Below are 23363 nucleotides of genomic sequence, written 5' to 3'. Positions count from 1 at the left end.
TTTGTGTATTTTTCCAAGCAATCCCTACATTTGCAACCTTAATTAAATTTTATTTAAATTATTGAATAATGGCAACTACAGCAGACATCAGCCGCGGCTTAATCATTAAATTAGACGGAAGCCTTTACAGTGTTGTTGATTTTGGAGAGAATAAAACAGCACGTGCCGCTGCAAAAGTTTGGGCAAAATTAAAAGGTGTAGATAATAAACGTACCATTGAAAAAACCTGGAATAGTGGTGAAAATATTTTTCCTGTTCGGGTAGAAAAAAAAGCTTTTCAGTTTTTGTATAAAGATGATAGTGGTTATAATTTAATGAATAATGAAACTTTTGAGCAAATTAGCCTTTCAGAAGAAATGATTGATGCACCTCAGTTTTTGAAGGATGGTTCAGAAGTATTTGTTTACATCAATACCGAAACAGAAACACCAATTGGTGCAGAATTGCCGGAGAAAATTGTTGTAAAAATTACGTATTGCGAACCCGGATTAAGAGGCGATACCGCTACCCGTGCACTAAAGGCTGCAACCATTGAAACCGGTGCAACTGTGAATGTACCGTTGTTTGTAGAAGAAGGTGAACTCATAAGAGTGAATACTAAAACCGGTGATTATATTGAACGCGTAAAAGAATAAATTCACGTTACAATGAAAATAGCTTCGCAAATTGCGGGGCTATTTTTTATTATACAAGGTTTGTTTGGAACAGGAAAAAAAATCAAATTCCAAAAAATGACTTAATTTGAACAAAAATTAGCTATTTTGCCCCACTTTTAGTTAAAAAAACCCTTTTTTAAGCAAAAAACATGCACTATGGACTTAAAGCAAATTCACGAACTCATTAAGATTATTAATAAAAGCAACATCGGAGAAATAAGTATTGAAGACAAAGATGGTAAAGTAACCATCAAGCAAAAAGAAGAACAGGTAATTACGATGTCGGCACCGCCACAGCAAGTATACAATGTTGCCCCGCCTGCTGCCCCCACAGTAGCATCAGCTCCAGCCCCTGCACCCACTGCTGCACCTGCAACTCCAAAGCCTACTGAAGAAAGTAAGTTATTAACTATCAAAAGCCCAATGATTGGTACTTTTTATCGAAAATCAGCACCCGGTAAACCCAATTTTGTAGAAGTGGGAAGCGAAGTTGAAGTAGGTACCGTGGTATGTATCATCGAAGCAATGAAATTATTTAATGAAATAGAAAGTGAAGTGAAAGGTACTATAGTTAAAGTGTTAGTGGAAGACAGTACTCCTGTAGAATATGATCAACCATTATTTTTGGTAGAACCTAACTAAGCATTATTATTACCAAATCATTGTTGATGTATTGATGTAGCCAAGTTTTTGATCTGTTCAATTACAAAAGCTGCACATCCTATCAATTACTGAAATTCATCCATTGAAAATCAGTTCTATTAGTGTAGTTCAATTATTTTATTTGTTTTCAACAGTACAACTTAAAAAAAATGTTTAAAAAAATACTAATCGCAAACAGGGGTGAAATTGCTTTAAGAGTTATTAGAACCTGTAGAGAAATGGGTATTAAAACTGTAGCCGTTTATTCAACTGCTGATAAAGACAGTTTGCACGTTCGATTTGCCGATGAAGCCGTTTGTATTGGAAAACCTGCAGGCTCTGAATCGTATTTAAATATACCCCATATAATGGCTGCTGCTGAAATTACCAATGCAGATGCCATTCACCCCGGATATGGGTTTCTAGCAGAAAATGCAAAATTCTCTCAAATATGTGCCGATCATGGCATTAAGTTCATTGGGCCAACTCCGGAAATGATTAATGCAATGGGCGATAAAATTACTGCCAAAGAAACTATGATTAAAGCTGGCGTACCTGTAGTTCCGGGTAGTGGCGGTTTATTAGAAAGTGTAGAGCAAGCAAAAGTATTGGCAAAAGAAATTGGCTATCCTGTAATTTTAAAAGCAACTGCAGGTGGTGGTGGAAAAGGTATGCGTGAAGTATGGCATGAAAGCGAAATGGAAAGAGCCTTTAATACAGCTAAAGCCGAGGCAGGTGCTTCTTTTAAAAATGATGGGGTATATATGGAAAAATTTGTAGAAGAACCCCGCCATATTGAAATTCAGATAGCCGGTGATCAGTATGGAAATGTTTGCCATTTAAGTGAGAGAGATTGCTCCATTCAAAGAAGGCACCAAAAGTTAATAGAAGAATCTCCATCACCCTTCATGACTCCCGAATTGCGTGAAACGATGGGTGCTGCAGCTATTAAAGCTGCTTCAGCCATTAATTATGAAAGCGTTGGTACCATTGAGTTTTTGGTAGACAAACACCGCAATTTTTACTTCATGGAAATGAATACCCGTATTCAGGTAGAGCATTGTGTAACGGAAGAAGTAATTAATCACGATTTAATTAAAGAACAAATCAAGATTGCATTGGGTGAACGGATTTCTGGGAAAAACTATTTTCCGCAAATGCATGCTATTGAGTGCAGAATCAATGCAGAAGATCCCTACAATGATTTCAGACCATCGCCCGGAAAAATTACTACCTTACATACACCAGGTGGGCACGGGGTTCGGGTGGATAGCCATGTATATGCCGGATATGTAATTCCACCCTATTATGATTCTATGATTGGTAAATTAATTACCGTTGCACAAACCCGTGAAGAAGCCATTGATACTATGTACAGGGCTTTAAGTGAGTATGTAATTGAGGGTGTAAAAACTACCATTCCTTTTCATTTGCAATTAATGAAGAATGAAGATTTCAGGAGTGGCAACTTTACAACTAAGTTTTTAGAAACATTTAAATTGCAATAAAAAAGATTTGCCTGAATGAAAAATAAAAACCCTCTGGAAGATTAAACTTTTTAGAGGGTTTTTTTGAAATATATCTAAAATAAGCGGGGGTAATAATATCATTTTTTATTCTGTTGCATTATTGTTGGTTTCGGTTTTGCATCCGTTGTTTGCGTTGCTGTTCATAAAAATCTGCTACTTTTTGTGCAAGTGCCGGATCGTTTTTTAAAGCGGCAGTCCAGCGTTTCATTCGTAAATCATTCAATGCTTTCATTTTGGCCATTCTTTCATCCCGACTTAAATCACGCATGCCACGCATTTGCTGCATCATGTCCATATTAATGGAAACAACCGAATCAGCCTGAACATCGGTTAAATGTAAGTTGGAGTCTTTCAGTTGCTCTAACTGACGGGCTTTCATTTGTGCCGGATCAAAATTACCGCCTATCCGCTGGGCCATACTTTTACCTGCAAAACCAACGGTAAAAATAATTAGTGTAATAAAAATTTTTTTCATACAATTTTGTTTATTTGTTTTTAATATTTGTTTATTACCACCTTAAAGCTACAACAGGGTTTATTACATTATTATTCTATTCGGCGAAATGAATAAAAATGCGGTTAAATTCAAAAGCCCTGAACAAAAAAATGAACAGGGCCTTTGGGGTTAAAATTTGGATTAATTTAGGCTTTATCTTAAAAATAACAACTCACGGTATTTGGGTAAACTCCAGTGTTCATCATCTACCAAAGCTTCTAATTTATCAACATGGTATCTGATTACATCAAAATACGTTTCCTTCACCTGTGTACAATAAGCAATAGCTTTGGTTCTTGTATTTTCAATATTATTCGCAACTTTTCTGGCTTCAACCAAAGCATGCACTTTTTCATATACCACTTGTATATGTTCACTCACTTTATTCAAAATTTCTAACTGGCTTTTATATTGGCTTTCCGGTATACCTGCTGCTTTTAAACCGGTAATATTCTGAATCAGTTCATTTTGATATTTAATGGCAGTGGGTATAATATGATTTAGCGCCAAATCGCCCATAATTCTGGCTTCTATTTGCACTTTCTTGATATACTTTTCCAGTTCTATTTCATGTCTGGCTTCTAATTCTGCAACAGAAAATACATTGTTCTTCTCAAATAATTCTTTAGCTTTTTTTGTAACCATGGCATCAAGCGCTAAAGGTGTAGTGGGCACATTTGGTAATCCTCTACGTTCTGCTTCGTGGTGCCAGGCTTCACTGTAACCATCACCTTCAAATAATACTTTTTTGCTTTCAACAATGTATTTTTGAATGGTTTGCATAATGGCAATTTCTTTTTTATCGCCTTTCTCAATTAATGCATCTACATCCTTTTTGAATTGTTGGAGTGTTTCAGCCATAATTACATTTAAAACCGTCATAGGGTTGGCGCAGTTTGCAGAAGAACCAACTGCTCTAAATTCAAATTTATTACCGGTAAAGGCAAAGGGGGATGTTCGGTTTCTGTCAGTATTATCTAACATCAATTCAGGAATAGACCTGTGTATGTCTAATTTTAGAATAGCTTCATCCTGTTCGTCAAATTTATCGCTAACACGGGTTTCAATTTCATTCAATACTTTGGCCAAATATTGTCCAACAAACACAGAAATGATAGCAGGAGGGGCCTCGTTAGCGCCTAAACGGTGATCATTACCAGCGGATGCAATGGAAGACCTTAATAAATCTGAGTAATCGTGAACAGCTTTAATGGTATTCACAAAAAAGGTTAAGAACATTAAATTGGTTTTGGGCGTTTTGCCGGGCGATAATAAGTTTACCCCGGTATCGGTAGCCATACTCCAGTTATTGTGTTTGCCGTTTCCATTAATACCTGCAAATGGTTTTTCATGAATCAATACTCTTAATTTATGGCGGCGTGCAACACGATCCATAATATCCATCAATAAAGCATTGTGATCTACTGCTACACTAACTTCTTCAAAAATAGGGGCTACTTCAAATTGCGAGGGGGCTACTTCATTGTGTCTGGTTTTTAAAGGAATACCCAATTTATAACACTCATTTTCAAAGTCGCGCATGAAATGGTATACTCTTTCCGGAATAGAGCCAAAATAATGGTCTTCTAATTGCTGTCCTTTTGCCGGGGGAGCTCCAAATACGGTGCGTCCGCATTGAACCAGGTCAGGACGTGCATTGGCAAGGCGTTCATCAATCACAAAATATTCCTGTTCCCAGCCCAAAGTGGCGGTTACTTTGGTTACATTTTTATCAAAATAATTGCATACATCTACTGCGGCTTTATTTAAAGATTCTAAGGCTTTTAATAAAGGCGCTTTATAATCCAAAGATTCCCCTGTATAGGAAACAAAGATGGTAGGAATACATAAAGTTTTTCCCTGGCCAATTTCTATAATAAAAGCCGGAGAGGAAGGATCCCAGGCAGTATATCCACGTGCTTCAAATGTAGCCCTTAAACCGCCACTTGGGAAAGAAGAAGCGTCCGGTTCCTGTTGAATCAGTGCATCTCCGTCAAATTGTTCCAAAGCAGTACCATCTCCTTTTAAAGTAAAAAAGCTATCATGCTTTTCGGCAGTAGTACCGGTTAAGGGTTGAAACCAGTGTGTAAAGTGTGTAACACCTTTGCTTTCGGCCCATGCACGCATTCCGTTGGCAATGGAAGCCGCAACAGCACGGTCTATTTTTTTGCCGCCTTTAATACTGCCTAAAAGACTTTTATATGCATCATCACTCAAATATTCTCTGGCGGTTTTTAAAGTAAACACATTCTCGCCAAAAATTGCTGAAATTTTGCTGGTTGCTACCGCTAAATCGGCAGGCTGATTAGAAAGGTTGTTGATTGCCTGAAATCGTAATGACATATTTTTTTGATTTTGAGCTACAAAATAAAAGCAATTTTTTAGAAATAATGCAAAATATTTAGAATTAGGCTATAAAATTTTGATTAAATAGCTAAAAATGCAAACATTTGTTTACTATTAATGTATAGTTGAATCTGCTATAGGGCTTTGGCAGTTTATAGGAATGGCACTATTATTTTAGTTACATCAGTTATTCTCTCCTTTGATTTTTAAAGGGTAATAATAAATAAGAAAGCCCATTCAACTGAATTTCATACATTTTCTCCAATAATTATCCCGGCCTTCCTTTGGAAATTTTTTCAAAACAACACTAAATCTAATTGGCAAGCTCCAAGTTGCAAATGATTTTTTTTGTATTTGCTAGATACGTTTAAACTTTAATAGTAGCTAAATCATGAAAAATAGAAAATCCAGTTAGTTTGTTGCCTTAAATAATTTAATTTTTAAAATGTTCTGTTACAGGTCTGTTTTATAAAAAATATCCACAACATAAACATAAATAGTTTATGGTTCTGCGCAAAGCAAACTATTCGGTGCAATAAATAAAATATTTAGGCGTTATTAATAGTATTACAAATATATTTTTACCAATATTTTCTATTTTTTGGTGTAAATGTTTTTCAATTCGATATTGAATTGCTGAACTATTTTAATTTCCGGATACTTCTTCCTAGAGGGGTCTGTAATACGAATGAAATGGTTAATGTGGTAGCTTAAAATTAATTTTTATTTTAATAATAATTCAATTTCAAATACTTTAACATTGGCATTGGTTTTGTGTAAAATTTTAAATTCTGCTGCAATATTTGTAAATTTAAAACTGTCTCTTTTATGTTGTATTTACAACCCTGGTTTAAACAAGAAAAATTTTGTAAAAAAATTAGGTTTGCTAAATTAGTTTTAACAATTACTGAACAAATTATTCAACAAAAATACGAGTTTCCGGTTGGAGACATGGCTGCTGCTTCAGATAGCATTATTTGGAATTATAGTATGTTAAAAAGTCGATTTATGTACAAAGGCTTTTGGACAGATCTATCTCCATGCAGTAGCAATGAACGCTATATTCAAAAATTAGTTCCCTACATTATAGAGGAACTAAATCCCTATTTGTCTGATGATGAGTTAGTTGAACAATTCAGCAGAGTAGCTTTTTAACAATTTTAACATTTTGGCTTGGTTATTGATAGGATGATAACTTAATTAAAAGAGAAGTAAATCATTTTTGTTTGTGAAAAAAAATTGTAAATTACAGAGTGTGAACGTAAGTTAAGTTTTCAAATGTTCAATTTTTTATCCAAATCCATCCGCAAAAACCAAAAGCTATGTATTTAATTAAACCATGGTTCAGACAGCATCCTTATTCTCCCAAAATTAGATTGGCGAGTTTAGTTGTAAAACTCTCAGAAAAATTGATTCAACAAAAAATTGACATTGCCAAAAATGGCCTGTCTTCAGAATCAGAAAGTATTGTATGGAGTTATACCATGCTGAAAAGCAGGTATATGAAGAAGATGTTTTGGTTAGACACCATTTCGGGTAAAAGCAGTAATGAAAGGTATTTGCATCAATTGGTTCCATTACTATCTGATGAACTGCGCAGTGAATCAAATGATGTTGAATTAATTGAAGCCTATCAGCAAATTACTTCGCATACAGCATAAGTTATTTATAGAATCATTTCTCAATTTGTTGTGCCTTGCAGCAGTTTTTCAATTGCTGGCAACCGGCTCTTTATTACCTTTGCAACATTGTTGGTACAATACACCAATGTTATTCTTACAACTTAAGCAATGGAAATAACAGTTACTACTGCAAAACAACTTCGTTTAACAGAAGATGAATTTGCGCTTATTCAACAAAAACTTGGAAGAATCCCCAATTTTACAGAGCTCTGCTGCTTTAGTGCTATGTGGAGCGAACACTGCAGTTATAAAAACTCTATCAAATGGCTAAAAACACTGCCCAGAGAAGGAGGGAGGATGCTGGTTGCTGCCGGTGAAGAAAATGCAGGGTTAATGGATATGGGAAATGGATTCGGCGTTGTATTTAAAATTGAAAGCCACAATCACCCCTCTGCTATTGAACCTTTTCAAGGTGCCGCAACAGGTGTTGGTGGAATACAGCGCGATATTTTTACAATGGGCGCCCGACCTATTGCTTCCTTAAATAGCCTTCGATTTGGGAATTTAAAAGATAAAAAAACGCAACGTTTGCTTTCAGGAGTCGTGAAAGGCATTGGCCATTATGGTAATTGTTTTGGCGTTCCTACAGTTGGAGGTGAAGTATATTTTGAAGATTGTTATCATACCAACCCATTGGTAAATGCCATGAGTGTTGGTATTATGAAGGCAGATAAAATGGTTAGTGCTACTGCGAAAGGAATCGGTAACCCGGTGTTTTTTGTAGGTAGTGCTACCGGTAAAGATGGGATTGGTGGTGCCAGTTTTGCCAGTGCAGATATCACAGCCGATAGTACCGAAGAATTGCCGGCAGTGCAGGTAGGTGACCCCTTTCAGGAAAAAAAATTATTGGAAGCTTGTTTAGAAGTAATTGAAACAGGAGCCGTTGTGGGTATGCAGGATATGGGGGCAGCCGGTATAATTTGCTCAACTTCAGAAATGAGTGCAAAAGGCGGAGTGGGTATGCGCATTGATTTAGAGAAAGTACCTACCCGGCAACAAAATATGAAAGCATGGGAATTACTTTTAAGCGAAAGTCAGGAACGTATGTTATTGGTAGTAGAAAAAGGAAGAGAAGCAGAGATATTGGCCGTTTTTGATAAATGGGATTTAAGTGCCCGTAACATTGGTGAGGTAACCAATGATGGTTTATTGCAATTTTATTATCATGGAAAATTGGAAGCTGTAATTCCTGCAGAAGAACTTGTTTTAGGGGGCGGAGCCCCCCAATATACACGGGAATACAAAAAACCGGCTTATTTAGATAAAATACAAAGCTTTGACATTGCAGCTATTTCAGATATAACAAATTTAAAATCTGTTGTTACTGAATTAATTCAAATACCCAATATTGCAAGTAAGAAATGGGTGGCCGAACAATACGATAGTATGGTAGGTACTGCCAATGCCAGTACCAATGCACCCAGCGATGCTGCTGTAGTTTTAGCAAAAGGCACAGGGAAAGCGTTGGCCATGACGGTTGATTGTAATAGCAAATATGTATTTGCAGACCCTTATACCGGTTGTGCCATTGCTGTAGCAGAGGCTGCCAGAAATATTGTATGTTCTGGCGGCGAACCATTGGGGGTTACCAATTGCCTGAATTTTGGTAATCCTTATGATCCGGAAGTGTATTATCAGTTTGTAGAAGCCATTAAAGGTATGGGCGATGCCTGCCGTGCCTTTAATACGCCTGTAACAGGTGGTAATGTTAGTTTTTACAATCAGAACCCTGATGGTCCGGTTTATCCAACTCCTACTATTGGTATGGTTGGTGTGATTGATGATTTTAAAAACAGAATGACATTAGATTTTAAATCAGCGGATGATGTAATTGTTTTAGTTGGCAAACAGGTAAATGATATTGGTTCATCTGAATACTTGCATAAATTAAAAAAACACGAGTTCTCGAATGTTCCCTATTTCAATTTGGAGGAAGAGTTGTTAATGCAGCAGTTTTTGTTGCAGTTAATTAAAAACCATTCCATTCAAAGTGCGCACGATATTAGTGAAGGCGGATTGATTACAACCTTGTTGGAAAAAGGATTTAACCGTTCACTCGGCTTTCAGGTAAGTGCCCAAGGTTTTGAGCATCTCCGTACCGATGCTTTTTGGATGGGAGAAGCACAAGGAAGAGCTGTAATAACCTGTTCAGCCATTCAATGGCCGGGTATACAGCAACTAGCGCAGGAATTTAAGGTTCCTGTATGCGCTATCGGTAAAGTTACTTCAGGCAATATTGTTGTAAACAATGAAAACTGGGGTTCTATTATCGAGTGGAAAAATTTATATGAAACTGCAATTCAAAAACTCATTCAATAATGGCTACCACTATTTCATTAAAAAATCAAGATATAATTGTTGTAACCGGCGCCGCCGGGTTTATTGGCTCCTGTTTGGTGCAGCAACTGAATGATGCCGGAATTGAAAATATTGTTTTGGTAGATGATTTTGGCGTGGAAACCAAGCGCCGGAATTGGGAACATAAAAAATTTATAGCAACTGTAGAAAGACTTTCTTTATTTGACTGGTTGGCAACACATCAACCTAACGTTACTGCATTGCTGCATATTGGTGCAAGAACCGATACAACTGAGTTTGATTATGCTGTTCATGAAAAACTCAATGTACAATACTCAAAAGATGTTTGGAGTTACTGTACTGAACATAAAGTGCCCTTAATTTATGCTTCATCTGCTGCTACTTATGGGGATGGTAGTTTTGGTTACAATGATGACCACTCAGTTGTTGCACAGTTAAAGCCCTTAAACCCATATGGCGTTAGCAAAAATGAATTTGATAAATGGGCATTGCATCAGGCATTTACTTTAGGTTCGCAGCCACCCTACTGGGCAGGATTGAAATTTTTTAATGTATATGGTCCGAATGAATACCATAAAGGAAGAATGGCCAGTGTTATTTTTCATGCCTTCCACCAAATTGCGCAACACGGTTTTGTAAAACTATTTAAAAGCCATCGGCCCGATTATAAAGATGGCCAACAACTTCGCGATTTTGTTTATGTAAAAGATGTGGTAGCTGTTATTGATTGGATGATGGAGCAAATGTTACAAAATAAATGGTTACCCGGTCATAATGGTCTTTATAACTTAGGTACCGGAAAAGCCCGTAGTTTTTATGATTTAGCTGTTGCTACTTTTGCAGGATTGGATAAAACAGCCGATATTCAGTTTATTGATATGCCGGAAGATATTAGGGATAAATACCAGTATTTTACCGAGGCCAATATGCAAAAACTTAGAAATATTGGTTATCAACAACCTTTTTATTCTTTAGAAAAAGGTGTGGATGATTATGTGCGCCATTATCTTAAACCACAAAAATTTTATTAGGCAACTTAAAATAATTGATAAGTATTTATCCTACTGATTTTTTATTTCAACATACAAATATGCAAATACAAGCAAAAATTGCAATTATAGGTGGTGGTAATTTGGGTTCTGCTATTGCAGAAGGATTGTTAAATAGTGGCTTTATTGCGCCCCAAAACCTTTGTATTACAAAACGTAATACAGAAACATTAAACGCATTTAAAGATAAAGGAGTGCATGTGTTTTCAAACAATATCGATGCTGTGCATTTTGCCAATTATATACTATTTGCTATAAAGCCCTTTCAAATAAGAGATGTGTTACAGCAATTGCAAACACATCTTCAACCCAATACACATGTGTTAATTAGCGTGGCAACCGGTATTTGGATTAAGAATATTCAGGAAATGGTTGGCAATAAGTATACTATTTTCAGGGCTATGCCCAATACAGCCATTGCCATTCAGCAAAGTTTAACCTGTATTAGTGCCTTTCAGGCTTCTGCTGAACAAACGGCGTTTGTAACCCAATTATTTAATAAGCTGGGTAAAACAGTATTTATTGAAGAAAAATTGATGGATGCAGCTACAGTATTGGGCGCTTGTGGCACCGCTTATGCCATGCGTTACATTCGTGCCAATATTCAGGGAGGGATTGAAATTGGTTTTAGCGCATCTGTTGCATCATTAATAGCAGCACAAACAGTGAAAGGTGCTGCCGAATTATTACTGCAAAAAAATACACATCCCGAGCAGGAAATTGATAAAGTAACTACGCCTAAAGGTTGTACTATTGCCGGATTAAATGAAATGGAACATCAAGGCTTTAGCTCATCATTGATTAAAGGTATCGTGACTAGTTATAAAAAAATTTTAGATGATATGTGATGCTTTTTTGCCAAGAACGCTATTTTATTAAAGTAGGCTTAACATTTATTTACTTAAACATTTATAAGGCTGAATTGTCTTATTAAAAAATTAATCCTGTTTGCGTAAAATATATTTTACTTTTTTATTGTTTTTTTTGGGATGTATTACTTTAAATGCCCAAACTACTTTTAATTCTGATGCAGCAGTACGTTCAGTTTATCGTGGTGTAGACAGTTCATTGGAAAAGGATTTGGTAGATGTTACCCACAAACTTTTTGATAAAAAAAAACACCCTAATTCGGATTCTGCTAAAAAAAATACAACGAACAAATATAATTTAGCTATTGTACCTGCTGTTGGGTATACTTTACAAACTGGTTTTGCTGGAATATTAAGCACTAATATTGGATACTTTAATACCGGCTCTGATAAAATTTCAAGTATTACTACCAGTATAACTTACTCACAATATCAACAAATTATAGTGCCATTGGTATTAAATATATGGACAAAGAATGATAAATATAATATTGTATCTGATAACCGGTTTATTGATTATCCCTCCAGCATTTACGGTTTAGGGGGTAGAACAGACCCCAATAAAGGACACACGATTGATTTTGTTGGGTTAAAATTGCATGAAAGTATTTTAAGGTCGGTTGGTAAAAATATATATGCGGGTATAGGATATTATTATGATCAGTTTTGGAATATTAAAGCTATTAATCCTGGCACAAGACGCATTAATACAATTATAACCAAAGAATTAGGATACGATGAAACCGCATCCGGCCCTGTCTTAAAATTTTTGTATGATAATCGCGAAAATCAAATCAACCCATCCCAAGGCTTATATGCCAATTTTGTATTAAGAAATAGTTTTAGATTTTTGGATGGTGATCAAAATTTTCAGTCGGTTTTAATTGATGTAAGAAAGTATCTTCCATTTCCGCATAAATACTCCAAAAACACATTGGCATTATGGAGCTATAACTGGTTAACCGTTGCCGGAACACCTCCTTATTTATTATTGCCCAGTACGGGGTGGGATGATCAGTATAATACTGGAAGAGGATATATTCAAGGAAGGTTTCGTGGTAGAAATATGGTTTATCTGGAAGGTGAGTATCGGTATCGTATTTCACGAAACGGATTAATTGGCGGAGTTGTTTTTGCAAATGTCGAAAATTTTTCCGGCGATCTTTCGCAACAATATAATACCCTTTTGCCGGGTTATGGCTTGGGCATTCGCGTTAAACTAAATAAACATTCCGGTACCAACCTTTGTGTTGATTATGGTTTTGGTAAAAATGGCTCTGGTGGCTTTTATGTAAATATTGGCGAAGTGTTTTAATTCCTACCTTTATTCCTTTAATGTAATTTTTTTTAACAGGCTGCATGCTTTATAAGCTTTGTAACGCAATTTGTTATGCAGTTTTAAATAATTGGCTCACTTTTTAATTGTAACCTTATGAAGTATCTTATGCTTAGTACAATGGTAGGTATGACATTTTTTTTAACTGCCTGCAATAATACTGCCACAGAACAGCATGTTAAAACCGATAGTATGGTCTCCAAAAAAGACTGGTGGAAAGAAGTAGTGGTATACCAGATTTACCCACGAAGTTTTAAAGACAGTAATGGAGATGGAGTAGGCGATTTAAAAGGTATTATTTCTAAATTAGATTATATTAAAAGCTTAGGAATTGATGTGGTTTGGCTAAATCCAATATTTGAATCGCCTAATAAAGACAATGGATATGATATTAGTAATTATGAAGCCATTATGAAAGATTTTGGCACCATGGCCGATTTCGACACCCTTTTACAAGGTATGCATGAACGAGGAATTAAGTTGGTATTAGATTTGGTGGCCAACCATAGCAGCGATCAAAACAAATGGTTTATTGAAGCACGTAAAAGTCGCAAAAATCCCTACTACGATTATTACCATTGGTGGCCGGCCGAAAAGGGTAAACCACCTTTTCGCCAAGGTTTTTTCGATGTAAACGGCAGTGCATGGACGTTTAATGCCGCAACCAACTCCTATTACCTGCATTATTTTAGTCAATACCAACCCGATTTGAATTGGGAAAATCCAAAAGTGCGGAAAGAAATATTTGATATGATGAAGTTCTGGTTCAATAAAGGTATTGATGGGTTTAGAATGGATGTTATCCCATTCATATCGAAGGATACCAGTTTCCCGGTAATAACGCCTGAAATTTTAAAAGAAAAATACAATGGCGATTGGGCACAATACTATGCCAGTGGGCCCAATTTACATGAATATTTAAGAGAAATGAATGCACAGGTGCTCAGTAAATATACCGATATGTCGGTTGCAGAAGGCGCTGGTGTTACTTTAGAAACGGCTAATAAATTTGTAGATGCCGATCGGCATGAATTAAATATGCTGTATAATTTTGATGGGGTAAGTTATGGATATGTGCCCGGCAAATTTAAAACACCCGAACCCGATGGATACAAACTTCCCGGATTTAAACAAATATATACCCGTTGGGATAGTGTTTTTGCTACTAAAGGCTGGGGTACCATCTATTTGGGAAACCATGATCAACCCCGTATGGTAACCCGTTGGGGCAATGATAGTCCCGAATTTAGAGAGCCATCTTCTAAAATGCTCACCACATTTTTGCTTTCTATGCGGGCTACTCCTTATTATTATTTTGGCGATGAGTTGGGCATGTGTAACATAAAATTCGATAAAATTGATGATTATCGAGATATTGAAACACTCAATATGTATAAACAAATTCAAAATAAAGGGGGTAATCTGCAAGAATTTTTGAATGCACAAAAAATATCGGCAAGAGATAATGGTCGGACTCCATTTCAATGGAGTAATACACCCAATGCAGGTTTTACAACTGGTATTCCCTGGCTTAAAGTAAATCCGGATTATACAACGGTAAATGTGGAAGACGAAGCAAAAGATCCTAATTCATGTTTGAATTACTTTAAGAAAATGGTACTACTTCGTAAAACACATAAAGATGTTTTAGTGTATGGAAAATATCAATTATTAGATCCCGATAATCCTAAAATTTATGCGTATACCCGTGGTGAAGGTACTGATAAGGTATTGGTAATATTGAATTTTAGCAAAGACCATGTTGGTTGGGATATTCCGGAAGGCATGCAGGTAAAACCAACCCCGCTTATTAATAACTACAATTCTTTCTTGCCCGGCAAAACCATTTCAATGGAGCCTTATCAGGCAGTAATTGTTGGTTTACAATAAATACAAATCTATTCAATGAAAATACCCGGTAACTTCAAAAGCTGCCGGGTATTTTTATTTTGTTCTTCCTCAATAGCTATTAATGCGATTCTAAAAAAGCCAGTGCCTTAGCATGTGCATCTTCAGTAGCTTCCTTATTATAAATGGGGTTAGATGGGTTGGCAAAACCATGTCCGGCATTGTATCTGTACACAGTTAATTTTTTTCCGGCAGCCTTCATGTTCTCTTCAAATTGGGTAACTACTTCCGGATTAATACCTTGATCCTGATTGGCGAAAAAGCCAATTACATCACAATTCAAACCTTTTAAACGCTCAATATTGTTTTCAGGTCGGCCATAATACATCACACATCCTGCTGCTTGTTTGCCGGCTAATAATGCTGCCTGTAAACTCCACCCGCCACCAAAACACCAGCCAATTGTATAAATTTTTGCATCTTTTCCTGAATAGGTAATGGCACCATTTACAATGGCATCTAATCTATCGGCACTGGCATTGCGCATATACACCATGGCACTATCGGGTGTAGTGGCCACTTTCCCATCGTACATGTCAGGCGCCAAAACATTTACATCACCAAGCTCAGTATATAACTTGTCGGCTTCATTTTTAATATTATCGTTTAAACCCCACCATTCCTGAAATACCAAAACCCATTTTTTGGAAGGATTTTTAGCTTTAATAAAATAGCCGGAGGCCATTTTTCCATCAGCAGTAGCAAATTGAATGGTTTTACCCAATGCTTTAAAATCTTTTAATATAATTGGGTTGGGATGTAATTTGCCAAAATCTGGTTTGGCGGCATCTAACTCAATTAACTGGCGGGTTTCCGCATTAAAACAACTGATATAACATTCCGGCGTTAACGGATCCGGTTCTTTTTGTTTCAATGTTGCACTTAACAAAACAGCGGCAACAAAAGCGATACTCGCAACAAACATAAGTTTTTTCATAATGTTTTTTTGGTTTGTAAACAATGTGCCCATTCATTTTTTTTTGGCACGTTTGGTATGATTTAAAATGTAATAAAACTTTCTTTTTTTAAATTTTCTTCGCTTGTTAACACAAAATACAATGAACTGTTTAATTTTTCTACAGCTATTTTTTAGAGAGAAAAAATTGCCGTAGGTTTGTGCGACCTCCAAGAGTTATCATTTCAACTATTTTCAATTCTCTTAAGGTCTGTTAGTTACACAAAAGCCGGCTTTTGTTAATGAAAGGATGTAATTGTATTCCTTTTATGTAATGTTATTTGCTGAAACGCTTTTTGTGCAGGTAAAAGTTTAAAACAACATCCATTTTTTATGGCCAAATATATATTTGTTACCGGAGGGGTAACAAGCAGTTTAGGAAAGGGTATTATTGCAGCCAGTCTTGCAAAACTATTGCAGGCTCGTGGTTTTAGCGTAACTATCCAAAAATTCGATCCATACATCAATGTAGATCCGGGTACTTTAAACCCTTATGAACACGGCGAGTGTTTTGTTACCGAAGATGGTGCAGAAACCGATTTGGATTTAGGCCATTATGAGCGGTTTTTAAATATTTATACCTCACAAGCCAACAATGTTACAACGGGTAGAATTTATCAAACCGTTATTAATAAAGAAAGAGCCGGCGATTTTTTAGGAAAAACCGTACAGGTAGTACCACATATTACCGATGAAATAAAACGCAGAATGTTATTGTTGGGTAAGGATGGTAAGTTTGATATTGTAATTACCGAAATAGGTGGTACCGTGGGCGATATTGAAAGCCTGCCTTTTATTGAAACTGTACGTCAAATACAATGGGAATTACCTGAAGAAGATGTGGTGGTAGTTCATTTAACTTTAATACCCTATTTAAAAGCAGCGAAAGAACTGAAAACAAAACCAACGCAACATAGCGTTAAAATGCTCAGTGAAACAGGTGTACATCCTGATATTATTGTATGTAGAACGGAAGAAGCACTGAATGATGATATAAAACGCAAAATTGCTTTATTCTGTAATGTAAAAAAAGAAGCAGTAATTGAAGCCATGGATGCTGCTTCTATTTATGAAGTGCCACTGTTAATGCAAAGTGAGGAATTAGATGTGATATGTATGAATAAATTGCAAATTACTTCTAAACAGGAACCTAAATTAGATGAATGGATTTCTTATATAGATAAAATCAAATATCCAAAAGGGAAAGTAACGATTGGACTTATTGGTAAATACATTGAGTTACAAGATGCTTACAAATCCATTTTAGAAAGTTTTATACATGCCGGTGCTGTGAATGAAGTAAAAGTGCAGGTTGTAAATGTGCATAGCGAACATATTACAAAAGAAAATGTAGCCGAAAAATTGGAGGGTCTGGATGGGCTGTTGGTTGCCCCAGGATTTGGTAATCGCGGTATTGATGGAAAAATTTTTGCCGTGCAATATGCCCGTGAAAATAAATTGCCATTTTTTGGTATTTGTTTAGGAATGCAAATGGCAGTGATAGAATATGCACGAAACGTATTGGGCGTTAAAGATGCACATTCATTAGAAATGGAACCCAATACCTTTAATCCGGTTATTAATTTAATGGAAGATCAAAAACAAATTACTTCAAAAGGAGGTACCATGAGGCTGGGTGCATATCCTTGTGCTATTAAAGAAGATACTTTGGCTTTTGATATTTATAAACAAACTTTAATTAGTGAAAGACATCGGCACCGTTATGAATTTAATAATGCTTACAAAGAAATTTTTGAGCAGAATGGTATGATTGCGAGTGGAATTAATCCTGAATCAGGGCTTGTAGAAATTGTGGAGTTACCGGCACATCCTTTCTTTATCGGTGTACAATACCACCCTGAATTAAAAAGTACTGTAGAGAAACCGGCACCACTGTTTGTACATTTTGTAAAGGCGGTAAAAAAATATCATGAAGCAAAAAAACAACTGAAGCTAAATTCTCCTGCCATACAGGATGCATTGATATAAATATACAATTTTTTTAAATACCTGAACGAGCAATTTGTTAAATCATATTGTTCGTTTTTTTTTGAGGAACATTTAAAATGATATTTGCTTTCAACGAATATCATTATATTGTTGTGTGAAAGAGAGTAGGATGAAATTGGGTAGATAAATTTATTTTATATGAAAACATTTTTTTTATTTTTTCTTTTCTTTATTTTATTCAATTTAATGGCGCAGCCTCCTCAGGGCATTCATTGGAATAAAGCAGGAAACACAGTTTTTACAGTGCAGGATAATAATATTGTGGCTACGCAATTCCCTGCCATGGAAAGTAGTACTTTAATCAGCGCTGCCGAATTAACTCCAACAGGTGCAACTGAACCACTTGCTGTTCGCAATTTTTTCTTTAGCAATGATGAAAATAAATTGTTGATTTATACCAATTCTAAAAAAGTTTGGCGCTATGATACCAGAGGCGATTATTGGGTGTTGAATCTGATAAACAAAAAACTAACCAAATTAGGAAAAGGGAGGCCGGCATCTTCACTCATGTTTGCAAAATTTTCACCCGATGGCAATAAAGTGGCCTATGTTTGTGAGCATAATTTATATGTGGAAGATTTAAATACAAATGCTGTTAAAGCCTTAACAACTGATGGTAATTATTTCTTAATCAATGGTACTTTCGATTGGGCTTATGAAGAAGAATTTTTTTGCAGAGATGGTTTTCGTTGGAGCCCGGATGGTACTAAAATTGCCTACTGGCAAATCAATACAAAAAATACCAGAAATTATTTAATGATTAATAATACCGATTCAAGTTACCCTTTCATAAAACCCGTAGAATACCCCATTGCAGGCCAGGCACCTTCACCTTTTAAAATTGGTGTGGTTGAAATTGCCACAGCTAAAACAAAATGGATGCAGATTCCTACAGATCCTGTGTTGCAATCATATGTTCCTCGAATGGAATGGGCAAACAATAATGAAGAATTGATTTTGCAACATTTAAACAGAAAACAAAATGTTTCTGATATTTTACTTTGCAATATAAAAACAGGCCAGCCTAAAACCATTTATCATGAAACCGATAGTGCGTGGATTGATATTTTGGCACTATGGGATGAAGATTATTCTTATGGCGGATGGGATTGGCTCAATAACGGTGATGCATTTTTGTGGGCCAGTGAGAAAGATGGATGGCGTCATTTATACAGTATTCGTAAAGATGGTAAATCAGAACTAAAAATTACAAATGGTAATTATGATGTAATGGGTATTAGCGCAATTGATCAAAAAAATGGATACGTCTATTTTTTGGCTTCCCCTTTCAATGCAACCCAAAAATATTTATACAGAACAAAATTAGATGGAACTGGAACGGCAGAGCGTTTATCGCCCGAAAACCAAAATGGTTTTCATGAATATGCAGTTTCGCCAACAGCTCTTTTTGCTGAACATATTTTTTCGAACCATTATACACCTTTTGTACGCGAATGGATTTCATTACCCGATCATCAGGGTTTAGATGGTAATTTGGTGAATACCGCTATTGCACAGGCCAATCCTGCTAATTCCAATGTTCAATTTTTTAAGATAAAAAATAAAGATGGGATTGAGATGGATGGTTGGAAAGTGATGCCAGAACATTTTGATTCTACCAAAAAATATCCGGTTGTATTTTATGTATATACCGAACCCTGGGGTCAAAATGTAAAAGATGAATATGGTATAGCTTACAATTTTTTATATAATGGCGATATGGCAAAAGATGGATATATATACATTTCAATTGATAACCGAGGTACTCCGGTACCCAAAGGCCGCGAATGGCGTAAATGTATTTATAGAAAAATTGGCCGATTAAACATTAGCGATCAGGCCGATGCTGCTGCACAAATATTGAAATTACCTTATGTAGATACTTCCAGAATTGCTGTATGGGGTTGGAGTGGAGGTGGTTCGGCTACTCAAAATTTAATGTTCCAATACCCCAATATTTATAAAACCGGAATTGCCGTGGCTGGTGTAGCCAGTCAATTTACGTACGATAATATTTATCAGGAACGGTATATGGGCTTGCCGCAGGAAGACAGTGCCGATTTTATTGCCGGTTCACCCATTACTTATGCCAAAAACTTACAGGGGCATTTGTTACTCATTCATGGTACCGGCGATGATAATGTACATTATCAAAATATGGAACTGCTTGTAAATGAATTGGTGAAATATGGTAAACAGTTTGATATGATGAGTTATCCCAACAGAACACATAGTATTTCTGAAGCGCCCGGAACCAGAGAACACTTAATTCATTTGTATACCCGCTATTTGCAGCAGTATTGTCTTCCGGGGCCACGCTAAAAAGCAATAATTGTACAATTTTAAATGGATATTATAAAATTGTAAATTTTGGTCATAATTGCCTGATCAATGAATATTTAGGGAATAGCCTAAGCGCATTAAGTTGTCAATCCCTACCTTTGCCGCTCAATATTTTTTCAGTATGAATTTTGACAAGAATACGATTATTGGTTTTGGTTTGTTAGCAATTTTATTTGTTGCGTTTTTTTGGATGAATAATCAGTCTCAGCAGGAAATGCTGAAACAGCAAAAACATGTGCAGGATTCTATTGCACGGATCAATGCGCTTCGGCAAACCCAAAATCCGGAGGCCATTGTAAAAGATTCATTGAAACAGGATTCATTGATTAAATTATCAACTGCAGGAAATTTTGCAACCGCAGCCATTGGCAAAACATCATTCGATACAGTTGAGAACGATGTTATGAAAATTGTATTCTCCAATAAAGGTGGAAGAATAGAATCTGTAATATTAAAAAATTACAAATCATACAACGGCCAACAGGTTATGTTGGGTTCAAAGGATGACACTTTAGGTTATAATATCAATACCGGCAACAATAGTTCAGCCAACACCAATGATTTATATTTTACTCCATCTGCTATTATAAAAAATACCGATGGCACACAAACCATTCAATACACTTTAAATGATGGTGGAGGACAAAGTATTGTACACAGTTTTGTGATTCAGCCCAATAATTACATGGTGAATTGGAATATTACTATGCAGGGAGCCAATCGTTTGTTAACGGGCAATGAAATGAATTTTATGTGGGTTGATCATGCTCAGCAAATGGAACGCTCTGCACACTATGAACGGATAACTAGTAATTTATGCTTTTATGAGGGTGGAAATTTTGATTATATATCTTCAAAAGAAACCCATCAATTCGAAAAACCGGTAAGCTGGTTTTCTAATGTACAACAATTTTTTAATGTAACATGGGTTGCAAAAAACGATTTTAGCGGGGGTGAAGTAAAGTGGAAGAGAGAAACGGATGATTCTTCAAAAACTTTATTTACCAGCACCGCTAACCTGCACATGAAAATACCTGCAGAGGCATCCGTAACAATTCCCATGCAATTGTATTATGGTCCCAATGAATATGCCATATTAAAAAAAGAAGCCAAGGGCATGGACCAAATTGTTAACCTGGGTAGAAGTTTATATGCTTTTGTAAGGCCTATTAACTTATATGTTATTATGCCTGTATTTAATTTCTTTGCCGGTTTTATTTCCAATTATGGATGGGTGATCTTTTTATTAACACTGTTTATTCGTTTGGTAACTTCTCCTTTAACGTATAGCAGTTATTTAAGTGGCGCAAAAATGAAGGTGTTAAAACCTGAATTAGATGCACTGAAACAAAAATTTGGAACAGACCAGCAGGGATTTGCAATGGAACAAATGAAGTTGTATCGGGAGGCAGGTGTAAATCCATTGGGAGGATGTATTCCGGCGCTGCTGCAAGTGCCCATATTCTTTGCATTGTATAGTTTTTTTAATTCTAACATTGCATTGCGTGGACAGCCATTTTTATGGAGTAAAGATTTATCCTCTTACGATGTAATAGCCCGGTTACCTTTTAGTTTACCTTTTAATTTTGGTGATCACATCAGTTTGTTTACCATTACGGCTGTATTAACCAGTTTCTTTATTTCCATTTATAATATGGCCTCTACGCCAACACAGGATAATCCGGCACTAAAATACATGCCATATATTTTTCCATTTATGATGTTGTTTTTCTTCAATGGCATGCCATCAGCTTTAACATGGTATTATACCGTTTCAAATACAGTTACTTTAATATTACAGTTCATCATTCAAAAAAGGATTATTGACCACGATAAAATTTTAGCAAAAATTGACCAGAAACGCAAATCGCCGAAAGCCAAAACAAAAAGCAAATGGCAGGAACGGTATGAACAAATGATGGAATCGCAGAAAAAGGTGCAGGAATTAAAAGAAAGAACTCAAAAGAAAAAACAGTAAAAAGTTCTGTTAAGATAGTTTTAGAGACTGTTTGCAATAAGCCTTACAGTCTCTTTTTAATTTGAGATAAGTTAAGAAATTTGGCTTATTAAAATTTGTAATCAATTTTTACTTGCAGCTTACTTGATTGGTTTATGAGCTGAATTAACAGCTTCTTTAAGTAAATCATTGTAATTTGTAAGTACATTAGCTTTGCATTATTCATTAACGCTGTATCAAATACATTTTATTTAAATTGAAAATTATGAAACTAATTTTGGTGGCTTTATTTTTTCCATCAATTTACATTTTTTCGCAGCAACGTACTGTTGCTGAATGTACCATTTATTTTCAAAATGTAATTGATGTAAATCAGTCTGCTAACCCTTATTCTGCAGCAAACGAAGTGGTATATAAAACGGTATACATAAAAGGGAATAACAGTAGGGTAAATGTGGTTAGTCCATCTTATCAAATTTCTACTATTATTGATCAGTCAACCGGCAAAGTAGTGGTGTTAAGAAGTTTTGGAAACAACAAGTACATGACTGTATTAACCAAAACACAATGGGTGGCTGCCAATAAAAAGTTTGCAGGCATTCAATTTGTTCCTTTACCCGATACCAAAACCATATTGGGATATAATTGTAAAAAAGCACAACTTTTATTGCAAGATAGTTCTGTATATACACTTTATTATGCAACCGCTATAGTTCCATCAGTAAAAGATTTTGAATATGAATTTAAAGATGTACCCGGATTTGTACTTGAGTATGAAGCAGAAGACAATAAAAAGAATAAAGTACATTTTATAGCAACAAAAATCAGTTTAGATCCTGTGTTACTTTCAGAATTTGAATTGCCCACCAAAGGGTATAGAATTATCAATTATTAGTTAGCTATTGGAGAAGGTGTTTTAAATTTGGGAACATGCACTTTAAATTTATAAGGGAAAACATAAGTCGTATTTCCACTTTTGTATTGCATGATTGAATTTACCTCAGCACCCGAAGCGTAATTCTGAGTTTTAAGAATATGTGTACCATTGTATTCTAAACCAGCCTTAATAAGTGAAAGGGAGAAAGTTTTATGGCTGTAATGGCTTAAGTTTTTTAAAGAATACTTACTGTTGTTTTTTGATTCATCTGTTGTGCCACTAAATGTAATAGCAGCAACAGCACATTTCGTAACAATAATGAATAGTGTTAGAAAAGCCAGTTTGGATATGAATCTGTTGTTAAACATTTATACAAAATTATACATTTT

Annotated in this window: 18 protein-coding genes; 14 read left to right on the top strand and 4 right to left on the bottom strand. The window is 35.7% G+C overall.

Annotated features, from left to right (window positions below; genetic code table 11):
* Nucleotides 1–68: 68 nt before the first annotated feature.
* The 3 genes from efp to accC all read left to right on the top strand — a co-directional run bounded on the left by efp (nucleotide 69) and on the right by accC (nucleotide 2806).
* Nucleotides 69–635, top strand: a complete 567-nt coding sequence (gene efp / locus A0F92_RS05750) for an elongation factor P (RefSeq protein ID WP_068242686.1) — start codon at nucleotides 69–71, stop codon at nucleotides 633–635.
* Between the two features lie 177 nt (nucleotides 636–812).
* Nucleotides 813–1298: an acetyl-CoA carboxylase biotin carboxyl carrier protein gene (gene accB / locus A0F92_RS05745; protein ID WP_068242683.1), complete on the top strand. Its 486-nt coding sequence runs from the start codon at nucleotides 813–815 to the stop codon at nucleotides 1296–1298.
* A 170-nt stretch (nucleotides 1299–1468) separates the two neighbouring features.
* Entirely contained in the window at nucleotides 1469–2806 is a 1338-nt protein-coding gene (gene accC / locus A0F92_RS05740) for an acetyl-CoA carboxylase biotin carboxylase subunit (RefSeq protein WP_068242681.1), read from the top strand.
* A 118-nt stretch (nucleotides 2807–2924) separates the two neighbouring features.
* Here the strand turns inward: accC and A0F92_RS05735 are convergent, their stop codons facing one another.
* Nucleotides 2925–3302: a hypothetical protein gene (locus A0F92_RS05735; protein ID WP_068242678.1), complete on the bottom strand. Its 378-nt coding sequence runs from the start codon at nucleotides 3300–3302 to the stop codon at nucleotides 2925–2927.
* A gap of 174 nt (nucleotides 3303–3476) precedes the next feature.
* Nucleotides 3477–5666 (bottom strand): glutamine synthetase III family protein, encoded by a 2190-nt coding sequence (locus A0F92_RS05730; protein ID WP_068242675.1) that lies wholly within the window; start codon nucleotides 5664–5666, stop codon nucleotides 3477–3479.
* Between the two features lie 831 nt (nucleotides 5667–6497).
* Between A0F92_RS05730 and A0F92_RS05725 the strand changes: the two genes are divergently transcribed.
* The 7 genes from A0F92_RS05725 to A0F92_RS05695 all read left to right on the top strand — a co-directional run bounded on the left by A0F92_RS05725 (nucleotide 6498) and on the right by A0F92_RS05695 (nucleotide 14814).
* Nucleotides 6498–6824, top strand: coding sequence for a hypothetical protein (locus A0F92_RS05725; RefSeq protein WP_068242672.1), 327 nt, complete (start codon nucleotides 6498–6500; stop codon nucleotides 6822–6824).
* 167 nt (nucleotides 6825–6991) lie between these two features.
* Nucleotides 6992–7330, top strand: coding sequence for a hypothetical protein (locus A0F92_RS05720; RefSeq protein WP_068242669.1), 339 nt, complete (start codon nucleotides 6992–6994; stop codon nucleotides 7328–7330).
* 129 nt (nucleotides 7331–7459) lie between these two features.
* A complete protein-coding gene (purL, locus tag A0F92_RS05715; protein ID WP_068242665.1) occupies nucleotides 7460–9670 on the top strand; it encodes a phosphoribosylformylglycinamidine synthase subunit PurL in 2211 nt (736 codons plus the stop codon).
* A complete protein-coding gene (gene rfaD / locus A0F92_RS05710) occupies nucleotides 9670–10701 on the top strand; it encodes an ADP-glyceromanno-heptose 6-epimerase (protein WP_253810207.1) in 1032 nt (343 codons plus the stop codon). The genes purL and rfaD overlap by 1 nt, the downstream gene beginning before the upstream one ends.
* Before the next feature lie 59 nt (nucleotides 10702–10760).
* On the top strand, nucleotides 10761–11567 hold the full coding sequence (gene proC, locus A0F92_RS05705; protein ID WP_068242844.1) for a pyrroline-5-carboxylate reductase: 807 nt from the start codon (nucleotides 10761–10763) through the stop codon (nucleotides 11565–11567).
* A 100-nt stretch (nucleotides 11568–11667) separates the two neighbouring features.
* Nucleotides 11668–12903 (top strand): BamA/TamA family outer membrane protein, encoded by a 1236-nt coding sequence (locus A0F92_RS05700; protein ID WP_068242662.1) that lies wholly within the window; start codon nucleotides 11668–11670, stop codon nucleotides 12901–12903.
* 117 nt (nucleotides 12904–13020) lie between these two features.
* The gene (locus tag A0F92_RS05695; protein ID WP_253810205.1) at nucleotides 13021–14814 is read left to right on the top strand and encodes a glycoside hydrolase family 13 protein; all 1794 of its coding nucleotides are present in this window, start codon (nucleotides 13021–13023) and stop codon (nucleotides 14812–14814) included.
* Nucleotides 14815–14893: 79 nt separating this feature from the next.
* On the opposite strand, the gene A0F92_RS05690 is transcribed toward A0F92_RS05695, so the two are convergent.
* Nucleotides 14894–15769 carry a dienelactone hydrolase family protein gene (locus tag A0F92_RS05690; RefSeq protein ID WP_068242838.1) on the bottom strand — a complete coding sequence of 292 codons (876 nt, stop codon included), beginning with the start codon at nucleotides 15767–15769 and terminating at the stop codon, nucleotides 14894–14896.
* A 351-nt stretch (nucleotides 15770–16120) separates the two neighbouring features.
* On the opposite strand from A0F92_RS05690, the gene A0F92_RS05685 reads away from it, so the two are divergent.
* The 4 genes from A0F92_RS05685 (at nucleotide 16121) to A0F92_RS05670 (ending at nucleotide 22992) form a co-directional block, all read left to right on the top strand.
* Complete coding sequence (locus A0F92_RS05685; RefSeq protein WP_068242660.1) at nucleotides 16121–17776, top strand: CTP synthase; 1656 nt, start codon at nucleotides 16121–16123, stop codon at nucleotides 17774–17776.
* Nucleotides 17777–17935: 159 nt separating this feature from the next.
* Nucleotides 17936–20119, top strand: coding sequence for a S9 family peptidase (locus A0F92_RS05680; protein ID WP_068242657.1), 2184 nt, complete (start codon nucleotides 17936–17938; stop codon nucleotides 20117–20119).
* Between the two features lie 142 nt (nucleotides 20120–20261).
* Nucleotides 20262–22118 carry a membrane protein insertase YidC gene (gene yidC, locus A0F92_RS05675; RefSeq protein WP_068242654.1) on the top strand — a complete coding sequence of 619 codons (1857 nt, stop codon included), beginning with the start codon at nucleotides 20262–20264 and terminating at the stop codon, nucleotides 22116–22118.
* 244 nt (nucleotides 22119–22362) lie between these two features.
* On the top strand, nucleotides 22363–22992 hold the full coding sequence (locus tag A0F92_RS05670; RefSeq protein ID WP_068242651.1) for a hypothetical protein: 630 nt from the start codon (nucleotides 22363–22365) through the stop codon (nucleotides 22990–22992).
* On the opposite strand, the gene A0F92_RS05665 is transcribed toward A0F92_RS05670, so the two are convergent.
* Nucleotides 22989–23342 carry a hypothetical protein gene (locus A0F92_RS05665; protein ID WP_068242648.1) on the bottom strand — a complete coding sequence of 118 codons (354 nt, stop codon included), beginning with the start codon at nucleotides 23340–23342 and terminating at the stop codon, nucleotides 22989–22991. The two genes, A0F92_RS05670 and A0F92_RS05665, sit on opposite strands and share 4 nt — an antisense overlap.
* Nucleotides 23343–23363: the final 21 nt, after the last annotated feature.

This window comes from Hydrotalea flava (assembly GCF_001623405.1).
Taxonomy (GTDB): Bacteria; Bacteroidota; Bacteroidia; order Chitinophagales; family Chitinophagaceae; genus Hydrotalea; species Hydrotalea flava.
Note: the sequence above shows the minus strand (reverse complement) of the source record. Positions and strands in the feature narration are given on the sequence as shown.

Coding starts and splice junctions, on each gene's coding strand:
- efp (WP_068242686.1), top strand. CDS start 69: ATGGCAACTACAGCAGACATCAGCCGCGGCTTAATCATTAAATTAGAC.
- accB (WP_068242683.1), top strand. CDS start 813: ATGGACTTAAAGCAAATTCACGAACTCATTAAGATTATTAATAAAAGC.
- accC (WP_068242681.1), top strand. CDS start 1,469: ATGTTTAAAAAAATACTAATCGCAAACAGGGGTGAAATTGCTTTAAGA.
- A0F92_RS05735 (WP_068242678.1), bottom strand. CDS start 3,302: ATGAAAAAAATTTTTATTACACTAATTATTTTTACCGTTGGTTTTGCA.
- A0F92_RS05730 (WP_068242675.1), bottom strand. CDS start 5,666: ATGTCATTACGATTTCAGGCAATCAACAACCTTTCTAATCAGCCTGCC.
- A0F92_RS05725 (WP_068242672.1), top strand. CDS start 6,498: ATGTTGTATTTACAACCCTGGTTTAAACAAGAAAAATTTTGTAAAAAA.
- A0F92_RS05720 (WP_068242669.1), top strand. CDS start 6,992: ATGTATTTAATTAAACCATGGTTCAGACAGCATCCTTATTCTCCCAAA.
- purL (WP_068242665.1), top strand. CDS start 7,460: ATGGAAATAACAGTTACTACTGCAAAACAACTTCGTTTAACAGAAGAT.
- rfaD (WP_253810207.1), top strand. CDS start 9,670: ATGGCTACCACTATTTCATTAAAAAATCAAGATATAATTGTTGTAACC.
- proC (WP_068242844.1), top strand. CDS start 10,761: ATGCAAATACAAGCAAAAATTGCAATTATAGGTGGTGGTAATTTGGGT.
- A0F92_RS05695 (WP_253810205.1), top strand. CDS start 13,021: ATGAAGTATCTTATGCTTAGTACAATGGTAGGTATGACATTTTTTTTA.
- A0F92_RS05690 (WP_068242838.1), bottom strand. CDS start 15,769: ATGAAAAAACTTATGTTTGTTGCGAGTATCGCTTTTGTTGCCGCTGTT.
- A0F92_RS05685 (WP_068242660.1), top strand. CDS start 16,121: ATGGCCAAATATATATTTGTTACCGGAGGGGTAACAAGCAGTTTAGGA.
- A0F92_RS05680 (WP_068242657.1), top strand. CDS start 17,936: ATGAAAACATTTTTTTTATTTTTTCTTTTCTTTATTTTATTCAATTTA.
- yidC (WP_068242654.1), top strand. CDS start 20,262: ATGAATTTTGACAAGAATACGATTATTGGTTTTGGTTTGTTAGCAATT.
- A0F92_RS05670 (WP_068242651.1), top strand. CDS start 22,363: ATGAAACTAATTTTGGTGGCTTTATTTTTTCCATCAATTTACATTTTT.
- A0F92_RS05665 (WP_068242648.1), bottom strand. CDS start 23,342: ATGTTTAACAACAGATTCATATCCAAACTGGCTTTTCTAACACTATTC.